The 26,299-nt window shown below is 54.0% G+C and carries 23 protein-coding genes, 2 tRNA genes and 3 other RNA genes; 13 read left to right on the plus strand and 15 right to left on the minus strand.

Going from position 1 to position 26,299, the window contains the following annotated elements; genetic code table 11:
* Positions 1-32: 32 nt before the first annotated feature.
* Together BBB56_RS07045 and gapA are read right to left on the minus strand one after the other, a co-directional pair.
* The gene (locus tag BBB56_RS07045; RefSeq protein WP_123800153.1) at positions 33-908 is read right to left on the minus strand and encodes a D-hexose-6-phosphate mutarotase; all 876 of its coding nucleotides are present in this window, start codon (positions 906-908) and stop codon (positions 33-35) included.
* Positions 909-982: 74 nt separating this feature from the next.
* Complete coding sequence (gene gapA, locus BBB56_RS07050; protein WP_120453972.1) at positions 983-1,978, minus strand: glyceraldehyde-3-phosphate dehydrogenase; 996 nt, start codon at positions 1,976-1,978, stop codon at positions 983-985.
* 341 nt (positions 1,979-2,319) lie between these two features.
* On the opposite strand from gapA, the gene msrB reads away from it, so the two are divergent.
* Together msrB and BBB56_RS07060 are read left to right on the plus strand one after the other, a co-directional pair.
* A complete protein-coding gene (gene msrB, locus BBB56_RS07055; RefSeq protein WP_123800155.1) occupies positions 2,320-2,730 on the plus strand; it encodes a peptide-methionine (R)-S-oxide reductase MsrB in 411 nt (136 codons plus the stop codon).
* Between the two features lie 3 nt (positions 2,731-2,733).
* Positions 2,734-3,015, plus strand: a complete 282-nt coding sequence (locus BBB56_RS07060; protein ID WP_123800157.1) for a YeaC family protein — start codon at positions 2,734-2,736, stop codon at positions 3,013-3,015.
* Between the two features lie 36 nt (positions 3,016-3,051).
* On the opposite strand, the gene pncA is transcribed toward BBB56_RS07060, so the two are convergent.
* The 3 genes from pncA to sppA all read right to left on the minus strand — a co-directional run bounded on the left by pncA (position 3,052) and on the right by sppA (position 6,635).
* Complete coding sequence (gene pncA, locus BBB56_RS07065; protein ID WP_123800159.1) at positions 3,052-3,660, minus strand: bifunctional nicotinamidase/pyrazinamidase; 609 nt, start codon at positions 3,658-3,660, stop codon at positions 3,052-3,054.
* Between the two features lie 17 nt (positions 3,661-3,677).
* Positions 3,678-4,691, minus strand: coding sequence for an asparaginase (gene ansA, locus BBB56_RS07070; protein WP_123800161.1), 1,014 nt, complete (start codon positions 4,689-4,691; stop codon positions 3,678-3,680).
* Between the two features lie 84 nt (positions 4,692-4,775).
* Complete coding sequence (gene sppA, locus BBB56_RS07075) at positions 4,776-6,635, minus strand: signal peptide peptidase SppA (protein ID WP_123800163.1); 1,860 nt, start codon at positions 6,633-6,635, stop codon at positions 4,776-4,778.
* Between the two features lie 173 nt (positions 6,636-6,808).
* Between sppA and BBB56_RS07080 the strand changes: the two genes are divergently transcribed.
* The 3 genes from BBB56_RS07080 (at position 6,809) to BBB56_RS07090 (ending at position 9,752) form a co-directional block, all read left to right on the plus strand.
* Positions 6,809-7,360: an NAD(P)H nitroreductase gene (locus BBB56_RS07080; protein WP_123800165.1), complete on the plus strand. Its 552-nt coding sequence runs from the start codon at positions 6,809-6,811 to the stop codon at positions 7,358-7,360.
* 167 nt (positions 7,361-7,527) lie between these two features.
* Positions 7,528-9,447 carry a DNA topoisomerase III gene (locus BBB56_RS07085; protein WP_123800167.1) on the plus strand — a complete coding sequence of 640 codons (1,920 nt, stop codon included), beginning with the start codon at positions 7,528-7,530 and terminating at the stop codon, positions 9,445-9,447.
* Positions 9,447-9,752: a YnjH family protein gene (locus BBB56_RS07090; RefSeq protein WP_123800169.1), complete on the plus strand. Its 306-nt coding sequence runs from the start codon at positions 9,447-9,449 to the stop codon at positions 9,750-9,752. The genes BBB56_RS07085 and BBB56_RS07090 overlap by 1 nt, the downstream gene beginning before the upstream one ends.
* 29 nt (positions 9,753-9,781) lie before the next feature.
* Here the strand turns inward: BBB56_RS07090 and xthA are convergent, their stop codons facing one another.
* The 8 genes from xthA to BBB56_RS07130 all read right to left on the minus strand — a co-directional run bounded on the left by xthA (position 9,782) and on the right by BBB56_RS07130 (position 13,009).
* Positions 9,782-10,588, minus strand: coding sequence for an exodeoxyribonuclease III (gene xthA / locus BBB56_RS07095; RefSeq protein ID WP_123800171.1), 807 nt, complete (start codon positions 10,586-10,588; stop codon positions 9,782-9,784).
* A gap of 189 nt (positions 10,589-10,777) precedes the next feature.
* Positions 10,778-10,906, minus strand: a non-coding RNA gene (locus tag BBB56_RS07100) — RtT sRNA.
* Positions 10,907-10,948: 42 nt separating this feature from the next.
* Positions 10,949-11,077, minus strand: a non-coding RNA gene (locus BBB56_RS07105) — RtT sRNA.
* A 42-nt stretch (positions 11,078-11,119) separates the two neighbouring features.
* A non-coding RNA gene (locus BBB56_RS07110) (RtT sRNA) lies at positions 11,120-11,248 on the minus strand.
* Positions 11,249-11,290: 42 nt separating this feature from the next.
* Positions 11,291-11,375, minus strand: a tRNA-Tyr gene (locus BBB56_RS07115).
* A gap of 45 nt (positions 11,376-11,420) precedes the next feature.
* A tRNA-Tyr gene (locus tag BBB56_RS07120) sits at positions 11,421-11,505 on the minus strand.
* Positions 11,506-11,650: 145 nt separating this feature from the next.
* The gene (gene purU, locus BBB56_RS07125) at positions 11,651-12,499 is read right to left on the minus strand and encodes a formyltetrahydrofolate deformylase (protein WP_123800173.1); all 849 of its coding nucleotides are present in this window, start codon (positions 12,497-12,499) and stop codon (positions 11,651-11,653) included.
* Positions 12,500-12,553: 54 nt separating this feature from the next.
* A complete protein-coding gene (locus BBB56_RS07130) occupies positions 12,554-13,009 on the minus strand; it encodes a YchJ family protein (protein WP_123800175.1) in 456 nt (151 codons plus the stop codon).
* Between the two features lie 94 nt (positions 13,010-13,103).
* Between BBB56_RS07130 and rssA the strand changes: the two genes are divergently transcribed.
* The 5 genes from rssA to BBB56_RS07155 all read left to right on the plus strand — a co-directional run bounded on the left by rssA (position 13,104) and on the right by BBB56_RS07155 (position 18,611).
* Complete coding sequence (gene rssA / locus BBB56_RS07135; protein ID WP_123800177.1) at positions 13,104-14,009, plus strand: patatin-like phospholipase RssA; 906 nt, start codon at positions 13,104-13,106, stop codon at positions 14,007-14,009.
* Between the two features lie 99 nt (positions 14,010-14,108).
* A complete protein-coding gene (gene rssB, locus BBB56_RS07140; RefSeq protein WP_123800179.1) occupies positions 14,109-15,125 on the plus strand; it encodes a two-component system response regulator RssB in 1,017 nt (338 codons plus the stop codon).
* Between the two features lie 192 nt (positions 15,126-15,317).
* Complete coding sequence (gene galU / locus BBB56_RS07145; protein WP_123800181.1) at positions 15,318-16,226, plus strand: UTP--glucose-1-phosphate uridylyltransferase GalU; 909 nt, start codon at positions 15,318-15,320, stop codon at positions 16,224-16,226.
* 22 nt (positions 16,227-16,248) lie between these two features.
* A complete protein-coding gene (locus tag BBB56_RS07150) occupies positions 16,249-17,589 on the plus strand; it encodes a UDP-glucose dehydrogenase family protein (RefSeq protein ID WP_123800183.1) in 1,341 nt (446 codons plus the stop codon).
* Between the two features lie 14 nt (positions 17,590-17,603).
* Complete coding sequence (locus BBB56_RS07155) at positions 17,604-18,611, plus strand: NAD-dependent epimerase (RefSeq protein ID WP_123800185.1); 1,008 nt, start codon at positions 17,604-17,606, stop codon at positions 18,609-18,611.
* Positions 18,612-18,696: 85 nt separating this feature from the next.
* Here BBB56_RS07155 and hns read toward each other — a convergent pair whose 3' ends face one another.
* Positions 18,697-19,104 (minus strand): histone-like nucleoid-structuring protein H-NS, encoded by a 408-nt coding sequence (gene hns / locus BBB56_RS07160; protein ID WP_123800187.1) that lies wholly within the window; start codon positions 19,102-19,104, stop codon positions 18,697-18,699.
* A 433-nt stretch (positions 19,105-19,537) separates the two neighbouring features.
* Here hns and tdk point away from each other — a divergent pair, with 433 nt between their 5' ends.
* On the plus strand, positions 19,538-20,155 hold the full coding sequence (gene tdk / locus BBB56_RS07165; RefSeq protein ID WP_123800189.1) for a thymidine kinase: 618 nt from the start codon (positions 19,538-19,540) through the stop codon (positions 20,153-20,155).
* Positions 20,156-20,216: 61 nt separating this feature from the next.
* Here the strand turns inward: tdk and adhE are convergent, their stop codons facing one another.
* Positions 20,217-22,904, minus strand: a complete 2,688-nt coding sequence (gene adhE, locus BBB56_RS07170; protein ID WP_123800191.1) for a bifunctional acetaldehyde-CoA/alcohol dehydrogenase — start codon at positions 22,902-22,904, stop codon at positions 20,217-20,219.
* 442 nt (positions 22,905-23,346) lie between these two features.
* On the opposite strand from adhE, the gene BBB56_RS07175 reads away from it, so the two are divergent.
* Positions 23,347-23,994: a YchE family NAAT transporter gene (locus BBB56_RS07175; RefSeq protein WP_123800193.1), complete on the plus strand. Its 648-nt coding sequence runs from the start codon at positions 23,347-23,349 to the stop codon at positions 23,992-23,994.
* Between the two features lie 569 nt (positions 23,995-24,563).
* Positions 24,564-26,180, plus strand: coding sequence for an ABC transporter substrate-binding protein (locus tag BBB56_RS07180; RefSeq protein ID WP_123800195.1), 1,617 nt, complete (start codon positions 24,564-24,566; stop codon positions 26,178-26,180).
* Positions 26,181-26,299: the final 119 nt, after the last annotated feature.

The raw sequence follows: 26,299 nt of genomic DNA on the forward strand, positions 1-26,299 counted from the left end.
ATTGCATCTGTCCAGACAATCAGCCCGCGTGATTATATCTTCTGCCGCAGGCGGAACGTGGTCGCCAGCCGCGCTGGTTTTTCGCCTGCGCTGTTCATTGGCTTGCTAATGCGCGCCGTCTCCACGCACACCATAGTCTTATAACCATCGTTAGGCATATCGGCCATACTGCATGACAGCTCCACGCCTGGATTCCATGTCACCACATCGCTGTGATGATGGTGATAGACCTCAATAATGCGCTGCCCCTGCTTATCATGAATCAGCGAACAATCCTCCGGTCGGGTGAAAATACGGTCAACGCGGCCCGGATAGGTCTGTTTGCCGCTGGAGGCGTGTTCGCTGTTGTTATCGACTTTATCGATAAAATGTTCGCCCAGCCCGCTGACCTCTACGCCGGCAATATCGGCCACCTGGAAGTAACTGTGCAGGGCGCCCGTTGCGTTAAAGTCGCCGTGCGCTTCCAGCTCGATTTCACAGTGCTTACCGAGACGGAAACGGGCAAAAAGGGTAAAGTCATGCGGCCACAGTTTCTTTGTCTGCTCGCTGCTTTCCAGCACGAAGGTGAGCATCACGTTCTCTTCGTTTTCATCGTGCGCGGACAGCGTCCAGGGTTGATTACGTGCGAAACCGTGCGCCGGTTGGCCTTCTGGACCGAACCACGGCCAGCAGATCGGCACGCCGCCGCGAATGGCTTTTCCCGTCGCGAAAAGTGACTTCTCACTGAGCCAGATAACCGGCTTTTCTCCGCTCGGCTGCCAGGCGATAAGATGCGCGCCCTGAAGCGTGACCGCAGCGCGCACCTGAGGATGGCTGACCACAATCACCGGCAGGTCGCCCAGCATGCGCTGCGACAGATAGGGAGAGATCTGCTCTGCCACGGGCAGGGAAAAGATTTTATCTTGCATAACCGAATCCTTCCTGTTGCTACGAAAAAAAAGGGCGACCGAAGTCGCCCTTGTCGCCTGTCTTAACGCTGTGCTTATTTAGCAACCAGCGCGATCAGGTCAAGAACTTTGTTTGAGTAACCGGTTTCGTTATCGTACCAGGAAACCAGTTTCACAAAGTTGTCGTTCAGCGCGATACCTGCTTTCGCATCGAATACGGAAGTCAGCACTTCGCCGTTGAAATCGGTAGAAACCACGTCGTCTTCAACGTAGCCCAGTACGTCTTTCATTTCGCCTTCGGCAGCGGCTTTGATTGCTTCACAAATTTCTTTGTAAGACGCAGCTTTTTCCAGACGAACGGTCAGGTCAACAACAGACACGTTCGGGGTCGGAACGCGGAACGCCATACCGGTCAGTTTACCGTTCAGCTCCGGCAGGACTTTGCCCACGGCTTTCGCTGCGCCAGTTGATGACGGGATGATGTTCTGAGATGCGCCGCGGCCGCCGCGCCAGTCTTTGTGAGACGGGCCGTCAACGGTTTTCTGGGTAGCAGTGGTAGCGTGAACGGTGGTCATCAGACCTTCAACGATACCGAATTTGTCGTTAATAACTTTTGCCAGCGGAGCCAGGCAGTTGGTGGTGCAGGATGCGTTAGAAACGATGTCCTGGCCAGCATATTTGTCGAAGTTAGCGCCGCGAACGAACATCGGGGTATCGTCTTTAGACGGACCGGTCAGCACGACTTTTTTCGCGCCGGCGGTGATGTGTTTACGTGCAGTTTCGTCAGTCAGGAAGATACCGGTAGCTTCAGCAACGACGTCAACACCTACTTCGTCCCACTTCAGGTTAGCCGGGTCTTTTTCAGAGGTAACGCGGATTTTTTTGCCGTTGACGATCAACGCGCCGTCCTGCACTTCAACGGTGCCGTTGAAGCGGCCGTGCGTTGAATCGTACTTCAGCATGTAAGCCATGTAGTCCGCGTCTAACAGGTCGTTGATGGCAACGATTTCGATGTCAGAACGCTGCTGAGCAGCACGGAAAACGATACGGCCGATACGACCAAAACCGTTGATACCTACTTTGATAGTCATATATTCCACCAGCTATTTGTTAGTGAATAAAAGGTTGGCTGTAAAATTACAAAAACCTTACCAGGCGTCAAGCGGAATCGTGTCAATAGTTGCGACAGGTCAATCCGTTCGACAGGAATAATTTGTTGCGCAACCGCTTGCGCAACAAGCGTGTTGAGATGATGCCAGAACCCGATCGCTGAATATAAAGGGATACCGCCAGCAAAAGGTGATCGGTATCACAAATCTGCGCTGTGAGAGGAAAGTCAGACAACTAAGCACGAAAATAATGCCGTCAATGTTATTCGTTTGTTAGAATATTAGTCGATTTTTTCAGAATGACACTCTCCGGGACCACTCAAATGGCTAAAGAAACCGCATCCGAAGCAAAAATTGCGCAATTGTCTGAAATGCAGCGTTATGTGACTCAGCATCATGGCACTGAACCGCCGTTCAGCGGCGCGCTTTTGCACAATAAGCAGGAGGGGATCTATCACTGTCTGGTCTGCAACGCGCCGCTGTTTCTCTCTGAAACCAAATATGATTCAGGCTGCGGCTGGCCGAGCTTTTATCAGCCGGTAAACGACGACGCGATCCGCTATCTGGAAGATGATTCGCACGGTATGCATCGTATTGAGATCCGCTGCAACAGCTGTGACGCGCATCTGGGACATGTGTTCCCCGATGGTCCGCAGCCTACCGGCGAGCGTTACTGCGTCAACTCAGTGTCGCTGAGCTTTATCGATGAGCAGGGCGATGAAACCCAGGGGTAACGCATGAAAGAGCAGCTTGAAGCCATGGTCGATGCCATGACCCCTGAGGTTTATCAGCGCCTCGCCGCGGCGGTAGAAACAGGTAAGTGGCCGGATGGCGTGGCGCTTAGCCAGGCGCAGCGCGAGAACTGCATGCAGCTGGTGATGCTGTATCAGGCGCGCCACAATGAAGCGCCTCAGCATATGACGATCGGCAAAGGTGGCGAAATGGTGACAAAATCGAAGAGAGAGCTGAAGGAAGAGTTCGGCATCGATTCCGAGATTACGCGCATCAATCTCCACTAAGTAAGAGGCCGACGTTACGTCGGCCTCTTTGTTTGTCTAGATCAGCACGGCGCCCTGCGCCTTCATTTGTGCGAAGGCAATGTCGCTGTCTTCCGGGTTAAGGTTAACCCCACGGCATCCCTCTTTGACCACCGTGACCTGATAACCCAGCTCCAGCGCGTCCAGCACGCTGTATTTAACGCAGTAGTCTGTGGCAAGCCCCAGCATCACCAGATGCGTAATGCCTCTGGCCTGAAGCCAGCTGTCCAGCTCGGTCTTGCGGCGATGGCCGTTGTCAAAAAAGGCGCTATAGCTGTCGACATCGGCATCCTGACCCTTATGGAATATCGCGTCAATCAGGCTGCGGTCCAGGTCAGGATGAAGTTCGGCGCCGACCGAACCCTGAATGCCATGATCTGGCCACCAGATCTGCGCCAGGCCGTTCAGTTCGCCCAGGGTATAGACAGGTTCGCCCGAAACTGAGGCAAAACTGCCGTGGTTGGCTGGATGCCAGTCCTGTAAGGCCAGCACGCATTCGCCGCGCGCGCGAAACTCTCTCGCGTAACGGTTGGCGACCGGAACGGTCATATCGCCTTCGTGGACAGCCATAGGCCCGCCCGGACAAAAGTCGTTCTGGATGTCTATGATAATGAGGGCCTGTTTCATAACAGGTTTCTCCGCTATTAGTCTTCGGTAAGTTCACCACGTAAATTTTGTTGCATTCTGGCACGGATCTCTTCGCAGGAAAGATCCTGGCTCAGCAAAAAGTGAAGCTTGGTCAGGGCCGCTTCTACCGTTAAATCAAAGCCGCTGATTACCCCTGCATGTTCCAGCGCGTTGCCCGTGGCGTAGCCGCCCATGTTCACCTTGCCAGAGATACACTGGGTCAGATTGACCACTACAATGCCGCGATCGCTGGCCTGCTGTAGCTCCGCAAGGAACTCAGCGTTTTGCGGCGCGTTACCGACACCGTATGAGCGCAAAATCAGCGCCTTCACCGGCTGACGCAGGAAGTTGCGCACCACGTCCGCTGAAATGCCCGGATAAATGGTGACCACGCCGATCGGCTGCGGCGTAATGGTGTGCACCTGCAACGGACCTTTGCTCTGCGGGGCAGGTGGCGTATTCAGACGACGAATATGAATACCCGCCTCCAGCAGCGCCGAGAGGTTAGGCGAGGCAAAGGCGTTAAAGCCATCCGCGTGCGCCTTGGTCGTCCGGTTGCCGCGATAGAGCTGGTTATTAAAAAACAGCGTTACCTCATTGACCGGATAGTTAGCCGCAACGTAAAGCGCGTTCAACAGGTTTTGCTGCCCATCCGAACGCAATTCAGCCAGCGGGATCTGCGAACCCGTAACGATGACCGGCTTCGCCAGGTTTTCCAGCATAAACGACAGCGCCGAAGCGGTGAACGCCATGGTATCGGTTCCATGCAGGATAACAAAACCATCGTAACGATCATAATTCTGCTGAATATCTTCTGCGATAGACTGCCAGTCTTCGGGAGTCATATCGGAAGAATCGATCAGCGGATCGTACTCGTGAATGGTGAAATCAGGCATTTCAGGCCGGTGAAATTCAGGCATGTTCGCCAGCTGCTGCTGGAGATGACCTGAAACGGGGATGTAGCCTTGTGCTGAACGCTGCATACCAATAGTGCCGCCGGTATAGGCCACATAAATATTTTTCTTTTGCATCAGAAACTCAGACTTGCCGTAAAACGCGCAGTATAAGGGGAAAGCAGGGGAAAAGCAGCCCGGTCTGTGACCGGGCTGCGAGCTTTATCGCACTTCGCCGCAGTTCAGGCAGAAGGCGTAACGATTTTGCGGATCGTTCAGGTTATTGAGCAGGCCCGGCTGCTGTTTCATAGCGCTCATCACATCCAGCATGGGCGCGGGCAGCCAGACTTTCAGCGCCGAAGGCAGCACCGCCTGGGCAGAGGCGCTGACCTGGCTGAGCAGCATATCAAACATGCCAGGCTGATCCTGATACCAGCTTAGCTGAGGCTGCGCGACTTTCGCCAGCTCGCCTGCTTTTTTCACCGCGTCGTCAAAATCGCCGAGCGCGTCTACCAGACCATTCGCTTTCGCATCGCTGCCGGTCCAGACATGGCCTTGCGCGATCGCGTCAATCTGCTCAGGCGTCTTGTGGCGCGAGGCGGCAACCAGGCCCACAAAGTTGCGGTAGCCGTTCTCAATCGTCAGCTGCATCATCTGCTGGACCTCATTCGGCAGCGCTTTCGTCGAGGCGACGTCAGCCAGCGGTGAGGTTGCAACGCCGTCGGTGTGTACGCCGATGCTTTCCAGACTGTTTTCCAGCGTATTAATCACGCCAAAAATGCCAATGGAGCCGGTAAGGGTGCTTGGGCTGGCGACGATGTAATCCGCAGGCGTTGAGATCCAGTAGCCGCCGGACGCGGCCATTCCGCCCATGGATACCACCACCGGCTTACCTGCCGCATGCGCGGCGGCCAGCTCTTCGCGGATCGCTTCAGAGGCGGTTACGCTGCCGCCAGGACTGTTCACGCGCAGAATAATGGCTTTAATCTTCGGATCGAGGCGGGCATCGCGGATCTGCGCAGCGGTTGTATCCCCGCCGACGGTGCCGGGCGTCTCTTCGCCGTCCATGATCGCGCCGCTTGCCATAATCACGGCAATATTGCCGTCTTGCTGGGTCGGCTGCTTAACGTTGTAGTCATAGATGCTGACGCTGTGGTAGTCGTTACTGGCTTTATCCCAGCCGAAGGTTTTGACCAGCTCCTGATCGGCTGCCGCGCGCGTGTCCAGCACGTCGACCAGTTTGTTGTTCAGCGCATATTTTGCCGTATCGCCATCGACAGCCTGTAAACCGGCGATAATCGCGGCCGCGCCGGGGAACAGCTGGTCCGGCGTGATCTGACGGTTGCCCGCCACGGTGGTGAGATAGTTCTGCCATAGCTGCCCAACCCAGCGGCTGTCGGCGTCGCGCGCTGCCTGCGACATATCGTCACGCAGGAAGGGTTCGACCGCCGATTTATAGGTGCCTACGCGGAAAACGTGGGAATTGACCTTCAGCTTATCCAGCAGGGTTTTATAGTACAGACCGTTAGTGGCAAAGCCGTGCAGATCCACCGTGCCCTGCGGCGACAGGTAAATCTTGCTGGCGTAGCTGGCCAGGTAGTATTGCGCCTGACTGTAGCTGTCGCCCAGAGCAAAAATGGGCTTGCCGCTGTCGCGGAACTCGCGCAGGGCTTTACCGACATATTGCAGCGATGGCTGATCGCCACCGGCGAAGTCGCGCAGATCCAGCACCATGCCGGTGATATTTTTATCGCTTTTCGCCTGGCGGATCGCGTCGACCACATCAAACAGCGAGTTTTCCTGTAGGCGATCGCTGCTGGCGCCCAGCAGCTGACGGCCCAGCTTGCTCAGCTTATTGCTGACCGAGGGTTTATCCACCAGTACGCCGGTGAGGTCGACCTTGAGCGCGCCTTGCTGCACCGGCGCTGAACTGCTGCCAGAGCCGTTGATCTGCAACCAGATACCGACGCCGACCAGAATTAAAAAGATCAGAAACAGATTAAGGATAAACTCCCTGATAAAATTCAGCACTCGCCATGTCCACCGGAACAGACCGGCAATAATTCGCCACAATGTGCGCATCAGACTCTCCATATTCGCTAGCGGAAAGCGGTCGCCGTGCGGGCTACGCCTTCCATGACGTCCTCATCCTAAAGAGCGGCGCGGAAAATGTCAGCAGGAAATCGCGGCGGACTGTTACAAAAGATCAGGCTGTGCCAGGATTAGCCAACGCGTTATGACATCAGGAGAAAATCATGGATGCACTGGAATTACTGGTTAATCGTCGCTCAGCCTCGCGCCTGACTGAGCCCGCGCCGACAGGAGAGAGTTTGCAGAATATTATCCGTGCGGGAATGCGCGCGCCGGATCACGGCACGCTTCAGCCATGGCGTTTTGTGATTGTGGAAAATGAGGGGCGCGATCGGCTGAGCGCGCTGCTGGAGCAGGCGGCGCGCGAGGCGCAGCTGGATGAGAAAGCCATTGATAAAGCCAGCCGCTCGCCGTTCCGCGCGCCCATGATTATTACCGCGATCGCGCACTGTGAAGAGCATCCAAAGGTGCCGCGCTGGGAACAGGTGGTTTCGGCTGGCTGTGCGGTGATGGCGATGCAGATGGCGGCAGCGGCGCAGGGCTTTAATGGTATCTGGCGCAGCGGACCCTGGACAGAGAATCAACGGGTGCGCAGCGCGTTCAACTGCCGTGAACAGGACGCGATTGTCGGCTTTCTCTACCTGGGCACGCCGCAGTTAAAATCCAGCACCACTGTCATTCATCCTGATACCTCGCCTTTTGTCAGCTATTTCTGACAGACACCGCCCTGTTTTTACCTCAACTTAGCGGGTTGCGCGAATCTTGTGCGGCCGATTCAGACGTAACCCGCCAGTGCTTACCTCCGTTACCGGAAAAGACTAAGATAGCGCTGCGCCTCAGCCACCTGTTCCTCATACCCTGAAGTAAAGGATGTTTCTGAACCATGCGTTTGTTTATTGCGGAAAAACCCAGCCTTGGTCGCGCGATTGCCGATGTCTTGCCGAAACCTCATCGCCGGGGCGAAGGCTTTATCGCCTGCGGCGACGATCAGGTCGTTACCTGGTGCGTTGGACATCTGCTGGAGCAGGCGCAGCCGGACAGCTATGACAGCCGCTACGCGCGCTGGTCCCTGGCGGATCTGCCGATTATTCCGCAAAAATGGCAATTGCAGCCGCGCCCGTCCGTCGCGAAACAGCTTAAGGTCATTGATAAGCTGCTGAAGCAGGCCAGCGAGGTGGTGCACGCAGGCGATCCGGATCGTGAAGGTCAGCTGCTGGTGGATGAAGTGCTGGACTATTTACAGCTGCCCCCGGAAAAACGCAGCCGGGTTCAGCGCTGCCTGATTAACGATCTCAATCCGCAGGCCGTGGAGCGGGCGGTAAGTCGTCTGCGCGAAAACCGCGAGTTTATTCCACTGTGCGTGTCGGCGCTGGCGCGCGCGCGCGCCGACTGGCTCTACGGTATCAATATGACGCGCGCCTGGACGCTGCTGGGCCGTAACGCAGGCTATGATGGTGTTCTCTCCGTGGGACGCGTGCAGACGCCGGTGCTGGGGCTGGTGGTCCGCCGCGATGAAGAGATTGAAAACTTTATCCCTAAAGATTATTTCGAGGTTAAAGCGCATATCGTTACGCCGGATCAGCAGCGCTTCGTCGCCAGCTGGGTGCCGAGCGATGCCTGCGAACCCTGGCAGGACGAGGAGGGGCGCTTGCTGCATCGCGCGCTGGCGGATCATGTTGTGGCGCGCATCGCAGGACAGCCCGCCATCGTCACCAGCTACAACGATAAACGGGAAGGCGAGGGCGCGCCGCTGCCGTTTTCACTCTCCAGTCTGCAAATTGAGGCGGCGAAACGCTATGGGCTGAGCGCGCAGACGGTGCTGGACACTTGTCAGAAGCTGTATGAAACCCATAAGCTGATTACCTATCCGCGCTCTGACTGCCGCTATCTGCCGGAAGAGCACTTTGCGGGGCGGCACGCCGTGCTGAAGGCTATTCAGGCACATGCCGGGGAGATGACGCCGCCTGAGGATTTTAGCGCCGATCGCCGCAATCGCTGCTGGGATGATAAAAAGGTCGATGCGCACCACGCCATTATCCCCACCGCGCGCGCCAGCGCGGTGCGGCTGACCGAAAACGAGCAGAACGTTTACGCGCTGATCGCGCGCCAGTATCTGATGCAGTTTTGTCCCGACGCGATTTTCCGCAAATGCGTTATTGAACTGGATATTGCCGGCGGCAAATTTGTCGCTAAAGCGCGTTTTCTGGCTGAAGCGGGCTGGCGCGCGCTGTTAGGCAGCAAGGAGCGTGACGAGGAAAATGACGGCACGCCGCTGCCGGTGGTGGCGAAAGAGGATGAGCTGCTGTGCGAGCGCGGCGAGGTGCTGGCGAAGCAGACGCAGCCGCCTCGTCCCTTTACCGACGCCACGCTACTGTCGGCGATGACGGGGATTGCCCGTTTTGTGCAGGATAAAGAATTAAAGAAAGTGCTGCGTGCGACCGATGGTTTAGGGACCGAAGCCACGCGCGCCGGGATTATCGAACTGCTGTTTCGCCGGTCGTTTCTGGTGAAAAAAGGGCGTTATATTAACGCGACGGAAGCCGGACGCGCGCTAATTCATTCTCTGCCGGAGATGGCGGCGCGGCCTGATATGACGGCGCAGTGGGAGTCGACGCTGACGCGCATCAGCGAAAAGGCGTGCCGCTACGAGGAGTTTATGCAGCCGCTGGTGAGCACGCTGACGGGGCTTATTCATCAGGCGCGCCAGCAGCCCAGCGCGATGGCTTTTCGTGGTCTGCCTGCCTCCGGGCAGAAAAAACGTTTTGCGCGGAAAGCGAAACCCAAAGTGAAGGAGAGCGAATAATGCGTTATTTCCCCGGCCTGTGTTTAATAGCAGCGCTGATAAGCGGTGCGGCGGCCGCCAGTCCATCGCACTCCCGTCAGCAGGAGTACAACGCTGGCGGCAACGCGGATGTGGTGGTCGACATGCCGCCCGAAGTGTGGACCCAGGGACAGAACCGCGCGCCTGATTGCCAGCAGTGCTGCATCTTTGATAACCGTGTCTACAGCGAAGGGGCGGTGGTGAAGTCCGAAGGGGTGCTGTTGCAGTGCGCGCGCGATGAAAAGGTGCTTGGGACCAATCCGCTAATCTGGAAAATTGTGCAATAACGGGCGTGGCGCAAGGCCACGCCTCAGCTCTAGAACTGGAAGGTTGACCAGACGGGCGCATGGTCTGAGGGTTTTTCCATGCTGCGGATGTCATAGTCAATGCCAGAATCTACGCAGTGAGCGGCCAGCGGCTGGCTGGCCAGCAGCAGATCGATGCGTAGGCCACGGTTGTCATCGAAGCCTCTTGAGCGGTAGTCAAACCAGGAGAAGCGGTCGCTAATCTCCGGGTTTTTCTCGCGGAAGGTATCCACCAGACCCCAGTTCAACAGGCGCGCCATCCACTCGCGCTCCTCCGGCAGGAAAGAGCATTTGCCGGCGCGCAGCCAGCGCTTGCGGCTCTCTTCGCCAATGCCGATATCGAGATCGGTGCTGCTGATATTCATATCTCCCATAATCAGCACGGGCTTATCCGCCGGCAGGCTCTGCTCCAGATAGGTCTGCAAATCACGGTAGAACTTCTCTTTCGCGGGGAATTTTATGGGGTGGTCGCGACTTTCTCCCTGCGGGAAATAACCGTTAATCACCGTGATGTCGCCTACCGGACTAGGGATTTCCGCCATGATCAGGCGGCGTTGCGCATCCTCGTCATCGCCAGGGAAACCGCGACGCACCGAGACGGGTTGCACTTTGGTCAGCAGCGCCACGCCATAATGGCCTTTCTGCCCATGATAGAAGACGTTATAGCCAAGCTTTGCGACATCTTCGAGCGGAAACATGTCGTCGTGGACTTTGGTTTCCTGAAGGCCAATCACGTCAGGCTGATGCTGTTCAACCAGCGCTTCAAGCTGATGAGGGCGGGCGCGCAACCCATTGATGTTGAATGAAACAAATTTCATGGCGTGAACCCGTGTTCTGCAAATGTTGCGCCGGATGGTAGCGAGTTTTGATGGAAATGTCATGAGGATGCGTGCTGCGCGTTGTCTCGCTGCGCTCGACCCGAACCTTCGGTCGACGCTTCTCATCCTTCTCCCCGGTGCTATGGGAAAATCATGGGCATGAGTTTAATCAGGGAGAGTATGCAAGGATGGTGGTGGGAGAAGGATGATTCGGCGCGTTGCGCCTCACCCTCCGGGCCGCGCTTGCGCGCGTTGTCTCGCTGCGCTCGACCCGAACCTTCGGTCGAAGCTTCTCATCCTTCTCCCCGGTGCTATGGGAAAATCAGGAGCATGAGTTTAATCAGGGAGAGTATGCAAGGATGGTGGTGGGAGAAGGATGATTCGGCGCGTTGCGCCTCACCCTCCGGGCCGCGCTTGCGCGCGTTGTCTCGCTGCGCTCGACCCGAACCTTCGGTCGACGCTTCTCATCCTTCTCCCCGGTGTTATGGGAAAATCATGGGCATGAGTTTAATCAGAGAGAGTATGCAAGGATGGTGGTGGGAGAAGGATGATTCGGCGCGTTGCGCCTCACCCTCCGGGCCGCGCTTGCGCGCGTTGTCTCGCTGCGCTCAACCCGAACCTTCGGTCGACGCTTCTCATCCTTCTCCCCGGTGTTATTGGAAAATCAGGAGCATGAGTTTAATCAGAGAGAGTATGCAAGGATGGTGGTGGGAGAAGGATTCGAACCTTCGAAGTCTGTGACGGCAGATTTACAGTCTGCTCCCTTTGGCCGCTCGGGAATCCCACCTGGGATATGCTGGTAATGACCGATCAGGCGAACATGTGATTCAGATGGTGGTGGGAGAAGGATTCGAACCTTCGAAGTCTGTGACGGCAGATTTACAGTCTGCTCCCTTTGGCCGCTCGGGAATCCCACCACTGGCCTGAATCATTGTGCCTTAAAGCGGGGCGCATCATATCAAATGCGTCTCTGCTGTAAAGCGCCTAAAAGAAAAATGTGAACCGTTTGCCCACTTTTTACCCGTGGCGCTGAATTTGCCGTCAATTCAGCGCCGTAACCGTTTAAAGAATAATCGTGCGGTTGCCGTAAACAAATACGCGCTGTCCCAGCACCTTGTAGAGGGCACGGCTCAGCACATTTTTTTCGACGTCACGTCCCGCTCGCATCATCTCTTCAGCGGTATAGCTGTGATCGACGTTAATCACGTCCTGCATGATGATAGGACCTTCATCCAGGTTGTCATTTACGTAGTGCGCGGTCGCGCCAATGATCTTCACGCCGCGCTCGTAAGCCTGGTGATAAGGGCGCGCGCCGATAAAGGCTGGCAGGAAGGAGTGGTGAATGTTGATGATCTGATTCGGATAGCGCTGCACGAATGCCGGCGTCAGCACGCGCATGTATTTTGCCAGCACCACGTAGTCAGGCTGGTAGCGATCGATCTCATCCGCCATGCGGTTGTCATGTTCTTCACGCGACAGGCCTTCATGACTGACCAGAACGAAAGGAATATCGAAACGCTCAACCAGCGAACGCAGCGTGTCATGGTTGCCGATTACCGCGGCAATTTCCATATCCAGCCCGCCAAAGGCGCTTTTCATCAGCAAATCGCCGAGGCAGTGCGCTTCTTTAGTAACCAGAATCACCACGCGACGACGGCCTGCGCTGTTTAGTTCGCGCGAAGAGCCTGCGGGCAGCGCGCTGTCCAGATCGGCCAGCAGGGTATTATCGTTGAAAATACCTTCAAGTTCCGTGCGCATAAAAAAGCGTCCGGTACGATGATCAACAAATTCATTGTTTTGCACGATGTTCAGCTCGTGCTTGTAACAGATATTCGTAATTTTAGCGATTAGACCTTTCGCATCAGGGCAAATGGTACGTAAAACTTTTCGTTGCATGGTTTGCGCTTGCATCTCGATCAGAGTCCTGTCAAAGCGATTAAATAAAACTGTTGAGGCGTATGCTGTTCAGCCACAACATTTCTTGTATTTTTTTTCGGAGCCACAAGGACAGCGATCGTTGCGCCCGACCTGGGGCGTCGTTCCGTCAACATAGTACCAGCGTTGATCCTCGCGAATAAAGCGCGAGCGCTCATAGATGGCGCTTATGCTGGATTTTTCGCGGTAACGCGCAAAAAAAGTGACGAAAGCTTCATTATCATGGCTTCCATGATTACAACAGGTTACATTCAGGCTAAGCCATTCGGTATGGGCGAAACTTTCAGATAATCGCTGCGCCATATCGGGTATACGCTGGTCGGGATGCCAGCTGGCGATAAGCCAGTTTACGTTCTGCATTGCATAAGCGGTGTAGCGCGAGCGCATTAATTGCTCAGCTGATTCAGGCAGCTGCTCGCCGGTCAGAAAGGGAGCGCAACATAGGCTATACTGCTTCCCGCTACAGCAAGGACAGGTTTCGGACACAATGACTCCTGTGAGCGATAAAAATAGGGATAACGCCATATGGTAGCCGAGCTGGCGCAGTGAATCTATGCCATATACTGGCAGCAGAGGGTAAATGAGACAGGTAAAAATAGGACTGGCGCTAGGCTCAGGCGCAGCCAAAGGATGGGCGCATATTGGCGTTATTAACGCGCTGACGCGGGCGGGGATTGAAATTGACGTTGTGGCGGGCTGTTCAGTCGGCGCGCTGGTAGGCGCGGCCTATGTAAATAACAGTCTGCCGCAGATGGAAAAATGGGTCAGCGCATTCCGCTACTGGGATGTGATTCGTTTAATGGACCTCTCCTGGCAGCGCGGGGGACTACTGCGTGGCGAACGCGTCTTCAGCCATATCCGCGAGATTATCGCGCATGATACCCTGGAGAGCTGCGCCAGACCCTTTGGGGTGGTCGCGACCAATTTAAGTACCGGTCGTGAGTTGTGGCTGACCGAGGGCGATCTGCATCAGGCTGTGCGCGCGTCTTGTAGTATGCCAGGCTTATTGCCGCCTGTCGGCTACAATGGTTATTGGCTGGTAGACGGTGCGGTAGTCAATCCTGTTCCCGTTTCGCTCACGCGCGCGCTGGGAGCAGACATCGTGATTGCAGTCGATCTTCAGCATGACGCTCACCTGATGCAGCAGGATCTTCTGTCCGTCACGCCGCAAAACGGTGACGAAGCCGTTTCGGCCGCGGCGCTTAGCTGGGCTGAAAAAATTCGACAGCGAGTGGCGGGACTTAAAAACCGCCGCGCGACGCAAACGCCGGGTGCGATGGAAATTATGACCACATCCATCCAGGTGCTGGAAAATCGCCTTAAGCGCAACCGTATGGCAGGCGATCCGCCCGATGTGCTGATACAGCCGTTGTGTCCGCAGATTTCGACACTGGATTTTCATCGTGCTACAGAAGCTATCGAGGCAGGCAAGGCCGCCGTTGAGAAAAAAATGGATGAACTATTACCGCTGGTGCGTAACAGATAATCAGGTTGTTCATTCACAGATGTTACTTCGGCTAATTCTGAAAGGCGCAACTGCGTTTTATGAACCACTATTGATTGATCTGGTACGCAGGGGGAAAGAATGGAGAAACCACTAATCGGCAAAAAGATACTCATTGTCGAAGATGAGGTCGTTTTCCGTTCTATGGTAAACAACTTCTTGCTGGCGCTCGGCGCCAGCACCTATGAAGCCGGCGACGGCATCGAGGGAATCGGGCATCTGCAACAGCAGGATGTGGATTTGGTGATCTGCGATCTGGAAATGCCGCGCATGAACGGTATCCAGTTTGTCGAACATATCCGCACGCGCGGCAACAGCGTGCCGATTTTAATTATTTCAGCAACCGAAAACATGGCGGACATCGCTCATGTGCTTCGCCTCGGCGTGCAGGATGTGCTGCTTAAACCGTTGAAAAATCTCGAGCGTTTTCGCGAAGCGGTCTATGAATGCCTCTATCCATCGATGTTCACCTCGAAAGTTGAGGAGGATGAGCAGCTTTTTCAGGACTGGGACGCGCTGGTACGGGATCCGGCCGCGGCGGCTAAGCTGCTGAAACAGCTTCAGCCGCCGGTTCAGCAGACTGTGGCCAGCTGCCGCATTAACTATCGTCAGCTCACTATGGCTGAGCAGCCGGGGCTGGTGCTGGATATTGCCGCGTTATCCGATAAAGATCTCGCCTTTTACTGCCTCGACGTGACGCGGGCAGGAGACAATGGCGTGCTGGCGGCATTGCTGCTGCGCGCCCTGTTTAATGGGCTGTTGCAGGAGCAGCTGTCAGGACAAAAACAGCGTCTGCCGGAATTAAACGGTTTACTTCGTCAGGTGAATCTTCTGTTACGTCAGGCTAATCTGAGCGGGCAATTTCCGTTGCTGGTTGGTTACTATAACCGCACCCATAAAAACCTTATTTTGGTTTCCGCTGGATTAAACGCCACGCTTCATGTTTACACCCACCAAATTCAACTCAGTAATGGTGTTCCCCTTGGCACTATGGGAAGCACTCATCTTAACCAAATCAGTCAACGCGCCGACAGCTGGCAATGCCACGTCTGGGGCGCGGGTGGCAGGATCCGTCTGATGTTATCGTCTGAAGATTAAGCGAAAAAATTTAATTTCATCAGGGGCGCAAGACAGGTCCAGAGGTTAGCTTTACACTTGGGTAATAGTCTTAAATTCTGCGGATTGACTCCTTCCAGGATAAATCCGCCCGAAGGTAACTGATATACTCATCCCGAATTTCAACCGACATATCAAGTATTAACTTGAACGGCCTATAAGAGAGGTATCTTGATGTCTGCCTATAAGTCCAAAGTAAAAAAAGCGGTAATCCCTGTTGCTGGTTTGGGCACCCGTATGCTCCCTGCAACAAAAGCTATTCCAAAAGAAATGTTACCGCTGGTTGATAAGCCGTTAATTCAGTATGTCGTTAACGAGTGTATTGCGGCAGGAATCAACGAAATTGTGCTGGTTACGCACTCTTCTAAAAACTCCATTGAAAACCACTTCGATACCAGTTTCGAACTGGAAGCGATGCTGGAAAAACGCGTTAAGCGTCAGCTGCTGGATGAAATCCAGTCAATCTGCCCGCCGCACGTCACCATCATGCAGGTGCGTCAGGGTATCGCGAAGGGCCTGGGACACGCGGTTATGTGCGCCCATCCGCTGGTTGGCGATGAGCCGGTTGCGGTGATCCTGCCGGACGTGATTATCGACGAATATGAATCGAATCCGACCAAAGATAACCTGGCGGAAATGCTGAGCCGTTTCGACGAGTCTGGCCGCAGCCAGATTATGGTTGAGCCGGTAGCTGACGTGACCGCCTACGGCGTGGTTGACTGCCAGGGCGCGCAACTGCAACCGGGCGACAGCGCACCGATGGTTGGCGTGGTTGAAAAACCCAAAGCCACTGAAGCGCCTTCTAACCTCGCGGTAGTAGGTCGTTACGTGCTCTCTGCGGACATCTGGCCTCTGCTGGCGAAAACCCCTCCGGGCGCAGGCGGCGAAGTTCAGCTCACTGACTCTATCGCCATGCTGATGGAGAAAGAGACGGTTGAAGCCTATCACCTGAAAGGTGTGAGCCATGACTGCGGTAACAAACTGGGTTATATGCAGGCATTCGTTGAGTACGGTGTTCGCCATCCGGTGCTGGGCAAAGATTTTTCTCAGTGGCTCGATAGCGCAGTTGGCAACAAAAAGTAATTCATAAACACAGGATAACTCGATGAAAGTCACTGTATTTGGTATCGGCTATGTCGGTCTGGTTCAGGCTGCGGTGTTAGCCGAAGTCGGACATGACGTTCTCTGCATTGATGTCGACGCGAAAAAAGTCGAAAACCTGAAAAAAGGCATCATCCCTATTTTCGAACCCGGCCTTACGCCGCTGGTGATGTCGAACTATGAGGCGGGGCGCCTTAAGTTCAGTACCAATGCGGAAGAGGGCGTTAATCATGGCGTAATGCAGTTTATCGCCGTGGGCACGCCGCCGGATGAGGACGGTTCGGCAGACCTTAAATATGTGACCGCCGTGGCGCGTACCATTGCGCAGCATATGAACGATCACAAGGTTGTGCTTGATAAATCCACGGTTCCGGTCGGAACGGCGGATAAAGTGCGTCGCGTGATGGAAGAGACCCTGCGCGATCGCGGTGTCAGCCTGACCTTTGACGTCGTATCTAACCCGGAATTTCTCAAGGAAGGCGCAGCCGTTAACGACTGTATGCGTCCTGAGCGTATCGTAGTGGGTACGGATAATGATGAGGTTGAAGAGCTGCTGCGTGAGCTTTACGAGCCGTTTAACCGCAATCACGATCGTATGATTGTGATGGACATCCGCAGTGCGGAGCTGACCAAGTACGCGGCGAACTGCATGCTGGCGACCAAAATCAGCTTTATGAACGAGATTTCCAACCTCGCTGAGCGTCTGGGTGCGGATGTCGAAAAAGTGCGTCAGGGTATCGGCTCTGACTCGCGTATCGGCTATCACTTTATCTACCCTGGCTGCGGCTACGGCGGCTCCTGCTTCCCGAAAGATGTGCAGGCGCTGATCCGTACGGCAGAGTCGATTGGCTACAAGCCGCGCCTGCTTCAGGCGGTAGAAGACGTCAACGACAGTCAGAAAACCAAGCTGCCTGCTTTTATCAAACGCCACTTCGGCGATGATTTGAGCGGTAAAACCTTTGCTGTCTGGGGACTGGCGTTTAAACCCAATACCGACGATATGCGTGAAGCCTCCAGCCGCGTGCTGATGGAAGCGCTGTGGGAAGCGGGCGCAACCGTTCAGGCATTCGATCCGGAAGCAATGGATGAAGCCCAGCGTATCTATGGTCACCGCAGCGATCTGAAGCTGATGGGAACCAAAGAGGCGGCGCTACAGGGCGCAGATGGTCTGGTAATTTGTACGGAGTGGCAGAATTTCCGCGCTCCGGACTTTGAGGTTATTAAAAATTCCCTCAAGCAACCCGTGATTTTTGATGGTCGTAACCTGTATGATCCAGAGCGTATCAGCAATCGCGGTTTCGTTTATTATGCAATCGGCCGCGGAGCTTCTATTCAAATTGCGTAATTAACGAGGGTTTTATGAATATTCTGGTTACCGGTGCCGCAGGCTTTATTGGATTCCATGTCACTCAACGCTTGCTGGCTGCCGGTCACCAGATTATCGGCATAGATAATCTCAACGATTATTATGATGTCGGTCTGAAACAATCACGCCTGGATTTAATTGGCCACCATCCCGCTTTTACCTTTATCAAATTAGATCTGGCCGACCGCGCCGGTATAGCCGCGCTTTTTGAACGCCACGCTTTCCAGCGCGTTATTCATCTGGGCGCGCAGGCGGGCGTGCGCTATTCCATCGACAATCCTCACGCCTATGCGGATGCGAATCTCACAGGTCATTTGAATATCCTGGAAGGCTGTCGTCATCATAAGATCGAACACTTGCTCTATGCCTCTTCCAGCTCTGTTTACGGTCTGAACCGCAAAATGCCGTTTTCAACGGATGACAGCGTCGATCACCCGGTCTCGCTTTACGCCGCGACGAAAAAAGCTAATGAGCTGATGTCACACACCTATTCTCATCTCTACCAGCTGCCGACCACCGGGCTGCGCTTTTTTACCGTCTATGGTCCATGGGGCCGTCCCGATATGGCGCTATTTAAATTTACGCGCGCCATGATTGCAGGCGAGGCGATCGATGTTTATAACCGCGGCGAAATGAAACGCGACTTTACCTATATTGACGATATAGCCGAAGCCATTGTTCGCCTCCAGGATGTGATTCCGCAACCGGATGAGAGCTGGACGGTAGAAAGCGGTTCGCCGGCGACCAGTTCCGCGCCTTATCGCGTCTATAACATTGGAAATAGTCAGCCGCTCAGCCTGATTAAATATATTGAGGCGATTGAAAAGACGTTGGGCGTAACAGCAAAGAAAAACCTGCTGCCGATGCAGCCTGGCGACGTACTGGAGACCAGCGCCGATACCGCAGCGTTATATCAGGCAATTGGTTTTAAACCTGAGACCGACGTGGAAGAGGGTGTTAAACGCTTTGTCGAGTGGTATCGCGAATTTTATAAGGTGTGACGGCCAGAAGAGCAGAAGCAGGGTTTGAAAGCAAGAGAAGGGTCACAAAGAGTGTGACCCTCAATTACAGAAGCACTATCAGTTATTACAGCAAAAAGTCGTCCAGCTGTTTACCTTCTTCTTCAATCGCTTTTTTGATCACGGCTGGCGTGCGGCCCTGACCAGTCCAGGTGCGAGTCTGGCCATTTTCATCGACATACTGATATTTAGCCGGACGCGTCGCGCGCTTAGTTTTACCAGACGATTTGCTTTCAGAAATTGCGCTTAACAGCTCGTTGGGATCGATTCCATCCGCCAGCAGCATCTCGCGGTATTGTTCAAGTTTGCGCGTGCGCTCTTCGCTTTCCGCTTTTGCATGCGTCTCTTCATCGCGGCGTTCATTTACCACGACTTCGAATTTTTCCAGCATTTCTTCCAGCGCTTCAAGTGAACACTCTCTAGCCTGCGCGCGTAATGTACGGATATTATTAAGAATTTTTAGTGCTTCGCTCATTGTCCTGGTCTCTGAATATATTAATGGAGAGGTGTTCTGCCAGCTAATAATAGTGGCGGCAAAAAATTACTGCAATAGTAAAATAAGGGGAGCGGGAAAGATTGATAATTAAGGGCGCCGTCTGGATTTAATCTAAAATGGTAAAGCGCCTGATATTCACGCGTCAGCATTTTATGAAAAATCCGAAACGTTTAAGTCAGGTCAGCCTTGAGCCAGGCAAGAGGGGCAAGGCTGTTCGCAAGACAAACAGGACGTTTTCAATTAAGTCCTCTGGCTAATGATTAAGTCATTTAAAGCGCAGGAAGCGGTAAGTTTTTTTCCGCTAACGGCGAAGATGTAAGCAGGATACACAAAATAATCCCCACCCTGATTTGTGTTTATCTGTGATAGAATTTTGTGCATTCAGTTTGCAATGCTTTGAGAAAACACACGAATGGCTCAGCTCTATTTTTATTATTCCGCAATGAATGCAGGGAAATCGACCGCGCTATTACAGTCCTCCTATAATTATCAGGAGCGTGGGATGCGAACCCTGGTCTACACCGCTGAAATAGATGACCGCTTTGGCGCAGGGAAGGTTAGCTCTCGTATCGGACTTTCTTCGCCTGCCGCGCTCTATAATAGCGAAACGCGACTTAAGGAGGAGATCGCAGCCGAGCACGCCCGACAGCCGGTTCACTGCGTACTGGTAGATGAGTGTCAGTTTCTGAGCCGCGATCAGGTTAAAGCGCTGTCTGACGTCGTGGATGAGCTGGATATCCCCGTGCTTTGTTATGGGCTGCGTACTGACTTTCGCGGAGAGCTTTTCGGCGGCAGCCAGTATCTACTCGCCTGGGCCGACAAGCTGGTTGAGCTAAAAACCGTCTGCCACTGCGGACGTAAAGCGGGAATGGTGCTGCGGCTTGACGCTGAGGGGCGGCCTTATAGCGAAGGGGAGCAGGTGGTGATTGGCGGAAATGAACGCTACATTTCGGTGTGCCGCAAACACTACAAACAGGCGATAGAGCAAGGCTCGCTGGCGGCCATTTATGGGCAGTCAAAAACATCCTGAGCGACAGTCAGGCTACAGAGATAAAAAAACCCGCCGAGGCGGGTTTTTTTTAGTTTAGCCCTCAGGCTTTTTTCGCTTTCTTCTCTGCTTTTTCCGTTTTTACCGGCTGGGCAGCAATCGCCTGCGCCGCACTGGAGAAAGGCTCAACGTACTCGCGGCCGTAGAAGGTATCCAGCATGATCTGTTTCAGCTCGGCAATCAGCGGATAGCGCGGGTTAGCGCCGGTACACTGGTCGTCGAAGGCGTCATCAGCCAGCTTATCAACTTTCGCCAGGAAGTCCGCTTCCTGCACGCCTGCTTCGCGCAGAGAGGTCGGGATACCCAGCTGAGTTTTAATCTCATCCAGCCATGCCAGCAGTTTCTCGATTTTCTGCGCGGTACGGTCGCCAGGGGCGCTCAGGCCGAGATGGTCGGCAATTTCTGCATAGCGGCGGCGCGCCTGCGGACGGTCATACTGGCTGAAAGCGGTCTGCTTGGTTGGGTTGTCGTTAGCGTTATAGCGGATAACGTTGCTAATCAGCAGGGCGTTCGCCAGGCCATGGGGGATGTGGAACTCAGAGCCAAGTTTATGCGCCATTGAGTGACACACGCCGAGGAAGGCGTTAGCAAAGGCGATACCGGCAATGGTCGCGGCATTGTGCACGCGCTCACGCGCAACGGGATTTTTTGATCCTTCCAGATAGCTGGTCGGCAGGTTCTCCTTCAGCAGCTTGAGCGCCTGCAACGCCTGGCCGTCAGAATATTCATTCGCCAGCACCGACACATAGGCTTCGAGGGCATGGGTTACTGCATCCAGGCCACCAAAGGCGCAGAGAGAACGCGGCATATCCATTACCAGGTTGGCATCGACGATGGCCATATCCGGGGTGAGGGCATAATCAGCCAGCGGATATTTCTGACCGGTAGCATCATCGGTGACTACAGCAAACGGCGTAACTTCTGAACCGGTGCCTGAGGTCGTGGTGATGGCGATCATGCGCGCTTTGACGCCCATTTTTGGGAATTTATAGATACGTTTGCGAATATCCATAAAGCGCAGCGCCAGTTCTTCAAAGTGGGTTTCCGGATGCTCGTACATCACCCACATGATTTTCGCAGCATCCATCGGCGAACCGCCGCCGAGCGCAATGATGACATCCGGCTTGAAGCTGTTCATCTGCTCTGTGCCTTTACGAACAATGCTCAGCGTCGGATCGGCTTCGACCTCGAAAAATACTTCGGTTTCGATACCGTGAGATTTCAGAACGCGCGTTACCTGATCGGCATAGCCGTTATTGAACAGGAAGCGGTCCGTCACGATAAACGCGCGTTTCGCACCATCGGAGGCAACTTCTTCCAGAGCAATCGGCAAGGATCCGCGACGGAAGTAGATTGATTTTGGAAGTTTGTGCCACAGCATGTTTTCAGCTCGCTTAGCGACGGTTTTTTTGTTGATAAGGTGTTTGGGTCCCACGTTTTCAGAAATAGAGTTACCCCCCCATGAACCGCAGCCCAGCGTCAGCGACGGCGCCAGCTTGAAGTTATAGAGGTCGCCGATACCACCCTGAGAAGCCGGGGTGTTGATCAGAATACGGGCCGTTTTCATGCGCTCGCCGAAGTAATTGACGCGCTCTTTCTGATTATCCTGGTCGGTATAGAGGCAGGAGGTATGGCCGATACCGCCCATGGCGACCAGTTTCTCTGCTTTAGCGACCGCATCCTGATAATCTTTCGCGCGGTACATAGCCAGCGTCGGCGAAAGTTTCTCATGCGCAAAAGGTTCAGACTCATCCACCAGCTTCACTTCGCCGATCAGGATTTTCGTGCTGCCCGGCACGCTGATGCCTGCCATTTCAGCAATTTTGAAGGCGGGCTGACCAACAATCGCCGCATTAAGTCCGCCATTTTTCAGGATGACGTTCTGGACGGCTTTCAGTTCTTCGCCCTGCAACAGGTAACCGCCGTGGCTGGCGAAGCGCTCGCGCACCGCGTCATAAACGGAATCAACCACGATAACAGACTGCTCTGACGCGCAAATCACGCCATTATCGAAGGTTTTTGACATCAGAATAGAAGCAACGGCGCGCTTAATATCCGCCGTTTCATCGATAACGACCGGGGTATTACCCGCGCCAACGCCGATGGCGGGTTTACCGGAGCTGTAGGCCGCTTTCACCATGCCCGGACCGCCTGTCGCCAGGATAAGGTTGATGTCCGGGTGATGCATAAGCTGGTTGGAAAGCTCTACGGAAGGCGCGTCGATCCAGCCGATAATGTCTTTCGGCGCGCCTGCGGCGATGGCGGCCTGAAGCACAATGTCCGCCGCTTTATTGGTGGCGTCTTTGGCGCGCGGGTGCGGTGAAAAGATAATGCCGTTGCGGGTTTTCAGACTAATCAGGGCTTTAAAAATAGCGGTAGAGGTTGGGTTGGTAGTTGGAACGATACCGCAAATCAACCCAATGGGTTCGGCAATGGTGATGGTGCCGAAAGTATCGTCGGTTTCCAGCACGCCGCAGGTTTTTTCGTCTTTGTAGGCGTTGTAGATATATTCAGAGGCAAAGTGGTTTTTGATCACTTTATCTTCGACAATCCCCATGCCGGATTCAGCGACGGCCATTTTGGCCAGAGGAATACGGGCATCAGCAGCGGCGAGGGCGGCAGCGCGAAAGATTGCGTCAACCTGTTCTTGGGTGAAGTTGGCGTATTCACGCTGTGCTTGTTTTACGCGTTCAACGAGTGCGTTAAGTTCAGCGACATTGGTAACGGCCATGGTGCTCTCCTGAAGGAAGTTAAACTCTATTAGTAAACCTGCCTGGAGCCATGATTATAGTTCCGCTAAGGTAATATGTCGGACTAAGGCAAAATCCCAGCATTTTCGATGGTTTACTGAAAGAGTTTTCGCACGCTTTTACAACCTGTACTAACTGACTTGCGATGTGAAAAGATTACCTGGAATGGGGTAGGTGAATCTTGATTGAGATCAATTTATCCCTAAGCTGACACCTTTCAGCTGTGCTTTTTGCGTTGGGCGCTTCTGCTGTCTTACCGTCAAGAGGAGCGGGCTGAAGACTGCGCCTCGCCAGAAAGTCAGCGTAAGGGCCTCACTGTATTAGTGTAATAGCGTAGAATTTTCTTTTTTCGTCTCTGGTTTAGCCGTGATTTTTTCCGTAAATTAGGCGCGATTTTATTTCCCTGATGGAGCGAACCGAACCGTGAACCCAGCGTTGCTAGATCTTTCAGGCTATATCAAATTCTTTGTGGGTCTGTTCGCCCTGGTCAATCCGGTCGGCATTATTCCGGTATTTATCAGCATGACCAGCTATCAGGCGGTGGCTGAACGCAATAAAACCAATATGACGGCCAACCTGGCGGTTGCCATTATTCTCTGGACGTCGCTGTTTCTTGGTGACGCCATCCTGCATATCTTTGGGATCTCCATCGACTCTTTCCGTATTGCTGGCGGCATCCTGGTGGTAACCATTGCGATGTCGATGATTAGCGGCAAGCTGGGCGAAGATAAACAGAATAAACAGGAGAAGTCAGAAACCGCGATTCGAGAGAGCATTGGCGTGGTGCCGCTTGCTCTGCCGCTGATGGCGGGGCCGGGCGCTATTAGCTCGACCATCGTCTGGAGCACCCGTTACCATAGCTGGCAAAATTTGCTGGGCTTTAGCGTCGCCATCGCGCTATTTGCTTTTTGCTGCTGGCTGTTGTTTCGCGCGGCGCCGTTAATGGTGCGCGTACTGGGGCAGACTGGCATTAACGTTATTACCCGTATTATGGGGCTGCTGCTGATGGCGCTTGGTATTGAGTTTGTCGTCACCGGCATTCGGGCGCTGTTTCCTGGGCTGCTAAACTAAGCCCGCTTAATTTCCGCTGCAAAACACCTTTTGTACTTTTATGGTGCATCCTGCTCTTCAGGTGCACCATAATAATGCAACTATTCCTGGCATTTACTTTACGCCTGAAATTATTAGTAAAATTACTCGCCAGACATCTCGGCGCTTCGCCACGCCGTTCCTTTGTGACAATTCTCACACGATAAAACTTCAATGCTGAGGTAAAAAAACGTCAAAAATGCGCAGAAATGCTTTTTATGGCTGCATTTTGTTTTTACAAAGAAGAAAAAAGCAGAAAGGTTGCGCATTTACTCGCTGTTTCATCCTTCAGATATTGTCATTCATCTCAATAATGATAAAAACTCTTCCTAAACAAAGGGATGCTTCTTATTTTTGCGCAAAAAATAACGGTATCTTCCTGTGCGGAGACATGATAAAAGAGAATCAGGTAACATTTTTGTTATTTTTACTTTGTCGATTTGCCAGGCGTTCTGTTAGTTTTCGGCGCAGTAGTTTTTCATTTGGTCTCAAAGTGAGAACGTTTCTTGCTTATGAGCTAAAGGGCTTATGAAAAAGGGTTTACTTTTTTGATGAAATGGAAGATTACGCCGCTGTTCGTCAGCCTGCTGTTAATGTTCGGCAGCGCACAGGCGGCCACCGTACCGCCAGGCACCGAGCTGGCCGACAAACAAAATATTGTTATTAATAACGGCACGGAAGTCTCTTCGTTGGATCCGCAAAAAAGTGAAGGCGTGCCGGAATCACGCATTATCGCTAATTTGCTGGAAGGGCTGGTCACCACCGATAATACCGGCAACATTGTGCCGGGCGTGGCGAAAAGCTGGCAAAGCGACGACAGCAAAGTCTGGACATTCACCCTGCGCGATGAGGCGAAGTGGAGCGACGGCTCCTCCGTTACGGCGCAGGACTTTGTTTATAGCTGGCGGCGTCTGGCCGATCCGAAAACCGCCTCGCCCTATGCCAGCTATCTACAGGCGGCGCATCTGACGAATATCGATGAGATTCTGGCGGGAAAAAGCGCGCCTGACAGCCTGGGGATAAAAGCGCTGGACGATCGTCATCTCCAGGTCACGCTGAGCGAACCGGTGCCTTACTTTGTGTCAATGCTGGCCAATGCCGCGCTGGCTCCGGTTAAGGCCGCAGCGGTAGAGAAGTGGGGCGATGCCTGGACACGTCCGGAACACTATGTCGGCAACGGCGCCTATCTGTTGAGCGAATGGGTGATTAACGAAAAGATCGTGGTCAGGCGTAATCCGCACTACTGGGACAATGCGCATACCGTTATTGACCAGGGCACCTTCCTGCCGATTGAATCGGATCATAATGATGTTAACCGCTATCGCAGCGGCAATACTGATATGACCAACAGCGTAGTGCCGCCTGAACTGTTTCACAAGCTTCAGACCGAGTTGGGCGATCAGGTAAAAGTCAGCCCGCTGCTCTGCACCTTCTACTACGAGATCAACAACAAAAAACCGCCGTTTAACGATGCGCGCGTGCGCGCCGCCCTCAAGCTGACGCTGGATCGCGACATCATCACGCAGAAAATCATGGGGCAGGGCCAGCTCCCGGCTTACAGCCTGACGCCGCCGTCAACGGCGGGCGTGACGCTGACGCCGCCTGCATGGTTTAACTGGAGTCAGGCAGAGCGGAATGCGGCCGCGAAGAAATTGCTGGCCGAAGCAGGTTTCAATGCGCAGCGCCCGCTGCGCTTCACGCTGCTCTATAACACCTCAGATCAAAACAAAAAGCAGGCGATAGCCGCGGCATCGATGTGGCAAAAGAATCTCGGCGCTCAGGTCAGCCTGCAAAATCAGGAGTGGAAAACGCTGCTGGAGACCCGGCATCAGGCGCAGTATGACGTGGTGCGCGCCACCTGGTGCGCCGACTATAACGAGCCTTCTTCCTTTCTGAATTTACTGATCGGCAACGCCTCGATTAATACGGCGTTTTATCACAGCGATAATTACGATCGGCTGCTGGCGCAAACCTTAACGGCCAGCAGCGAGGCGGCGCGCGCCACTCTCTATCAGCAGGCTGAAGCGCAGCTCGACAAAGACTCGGCGATTGTGCCAGTTTACTACCGCGTCAGCGTGCGGCTGGTGAAACCCTGGACAGGCGGTTTCACCGGGAAGGATCCGCTCGATATGACCGATTTGAAATATTACTACATCAAAAAGCACTGACGCTTACCCGACAACATAAGTCGGGAGGCAGGCAGGGCCGAAGCCTTTCGGGGCGAATGACTATCCTCAGCCACAATGAGGAACCCGCTAACGGGGGACGCCGATGCGGTTCGCCGCAT

It is taken from the genome of Candidatus Pantoea deserta, from assembly GCF_003813865.1.
Classification (GTDB): Bacteria; Pseudomonadota; Gammaproteobacteria; order Enterobacterales; family Enterobacteriaceae; genus Pantoea; species Pantoea deserta.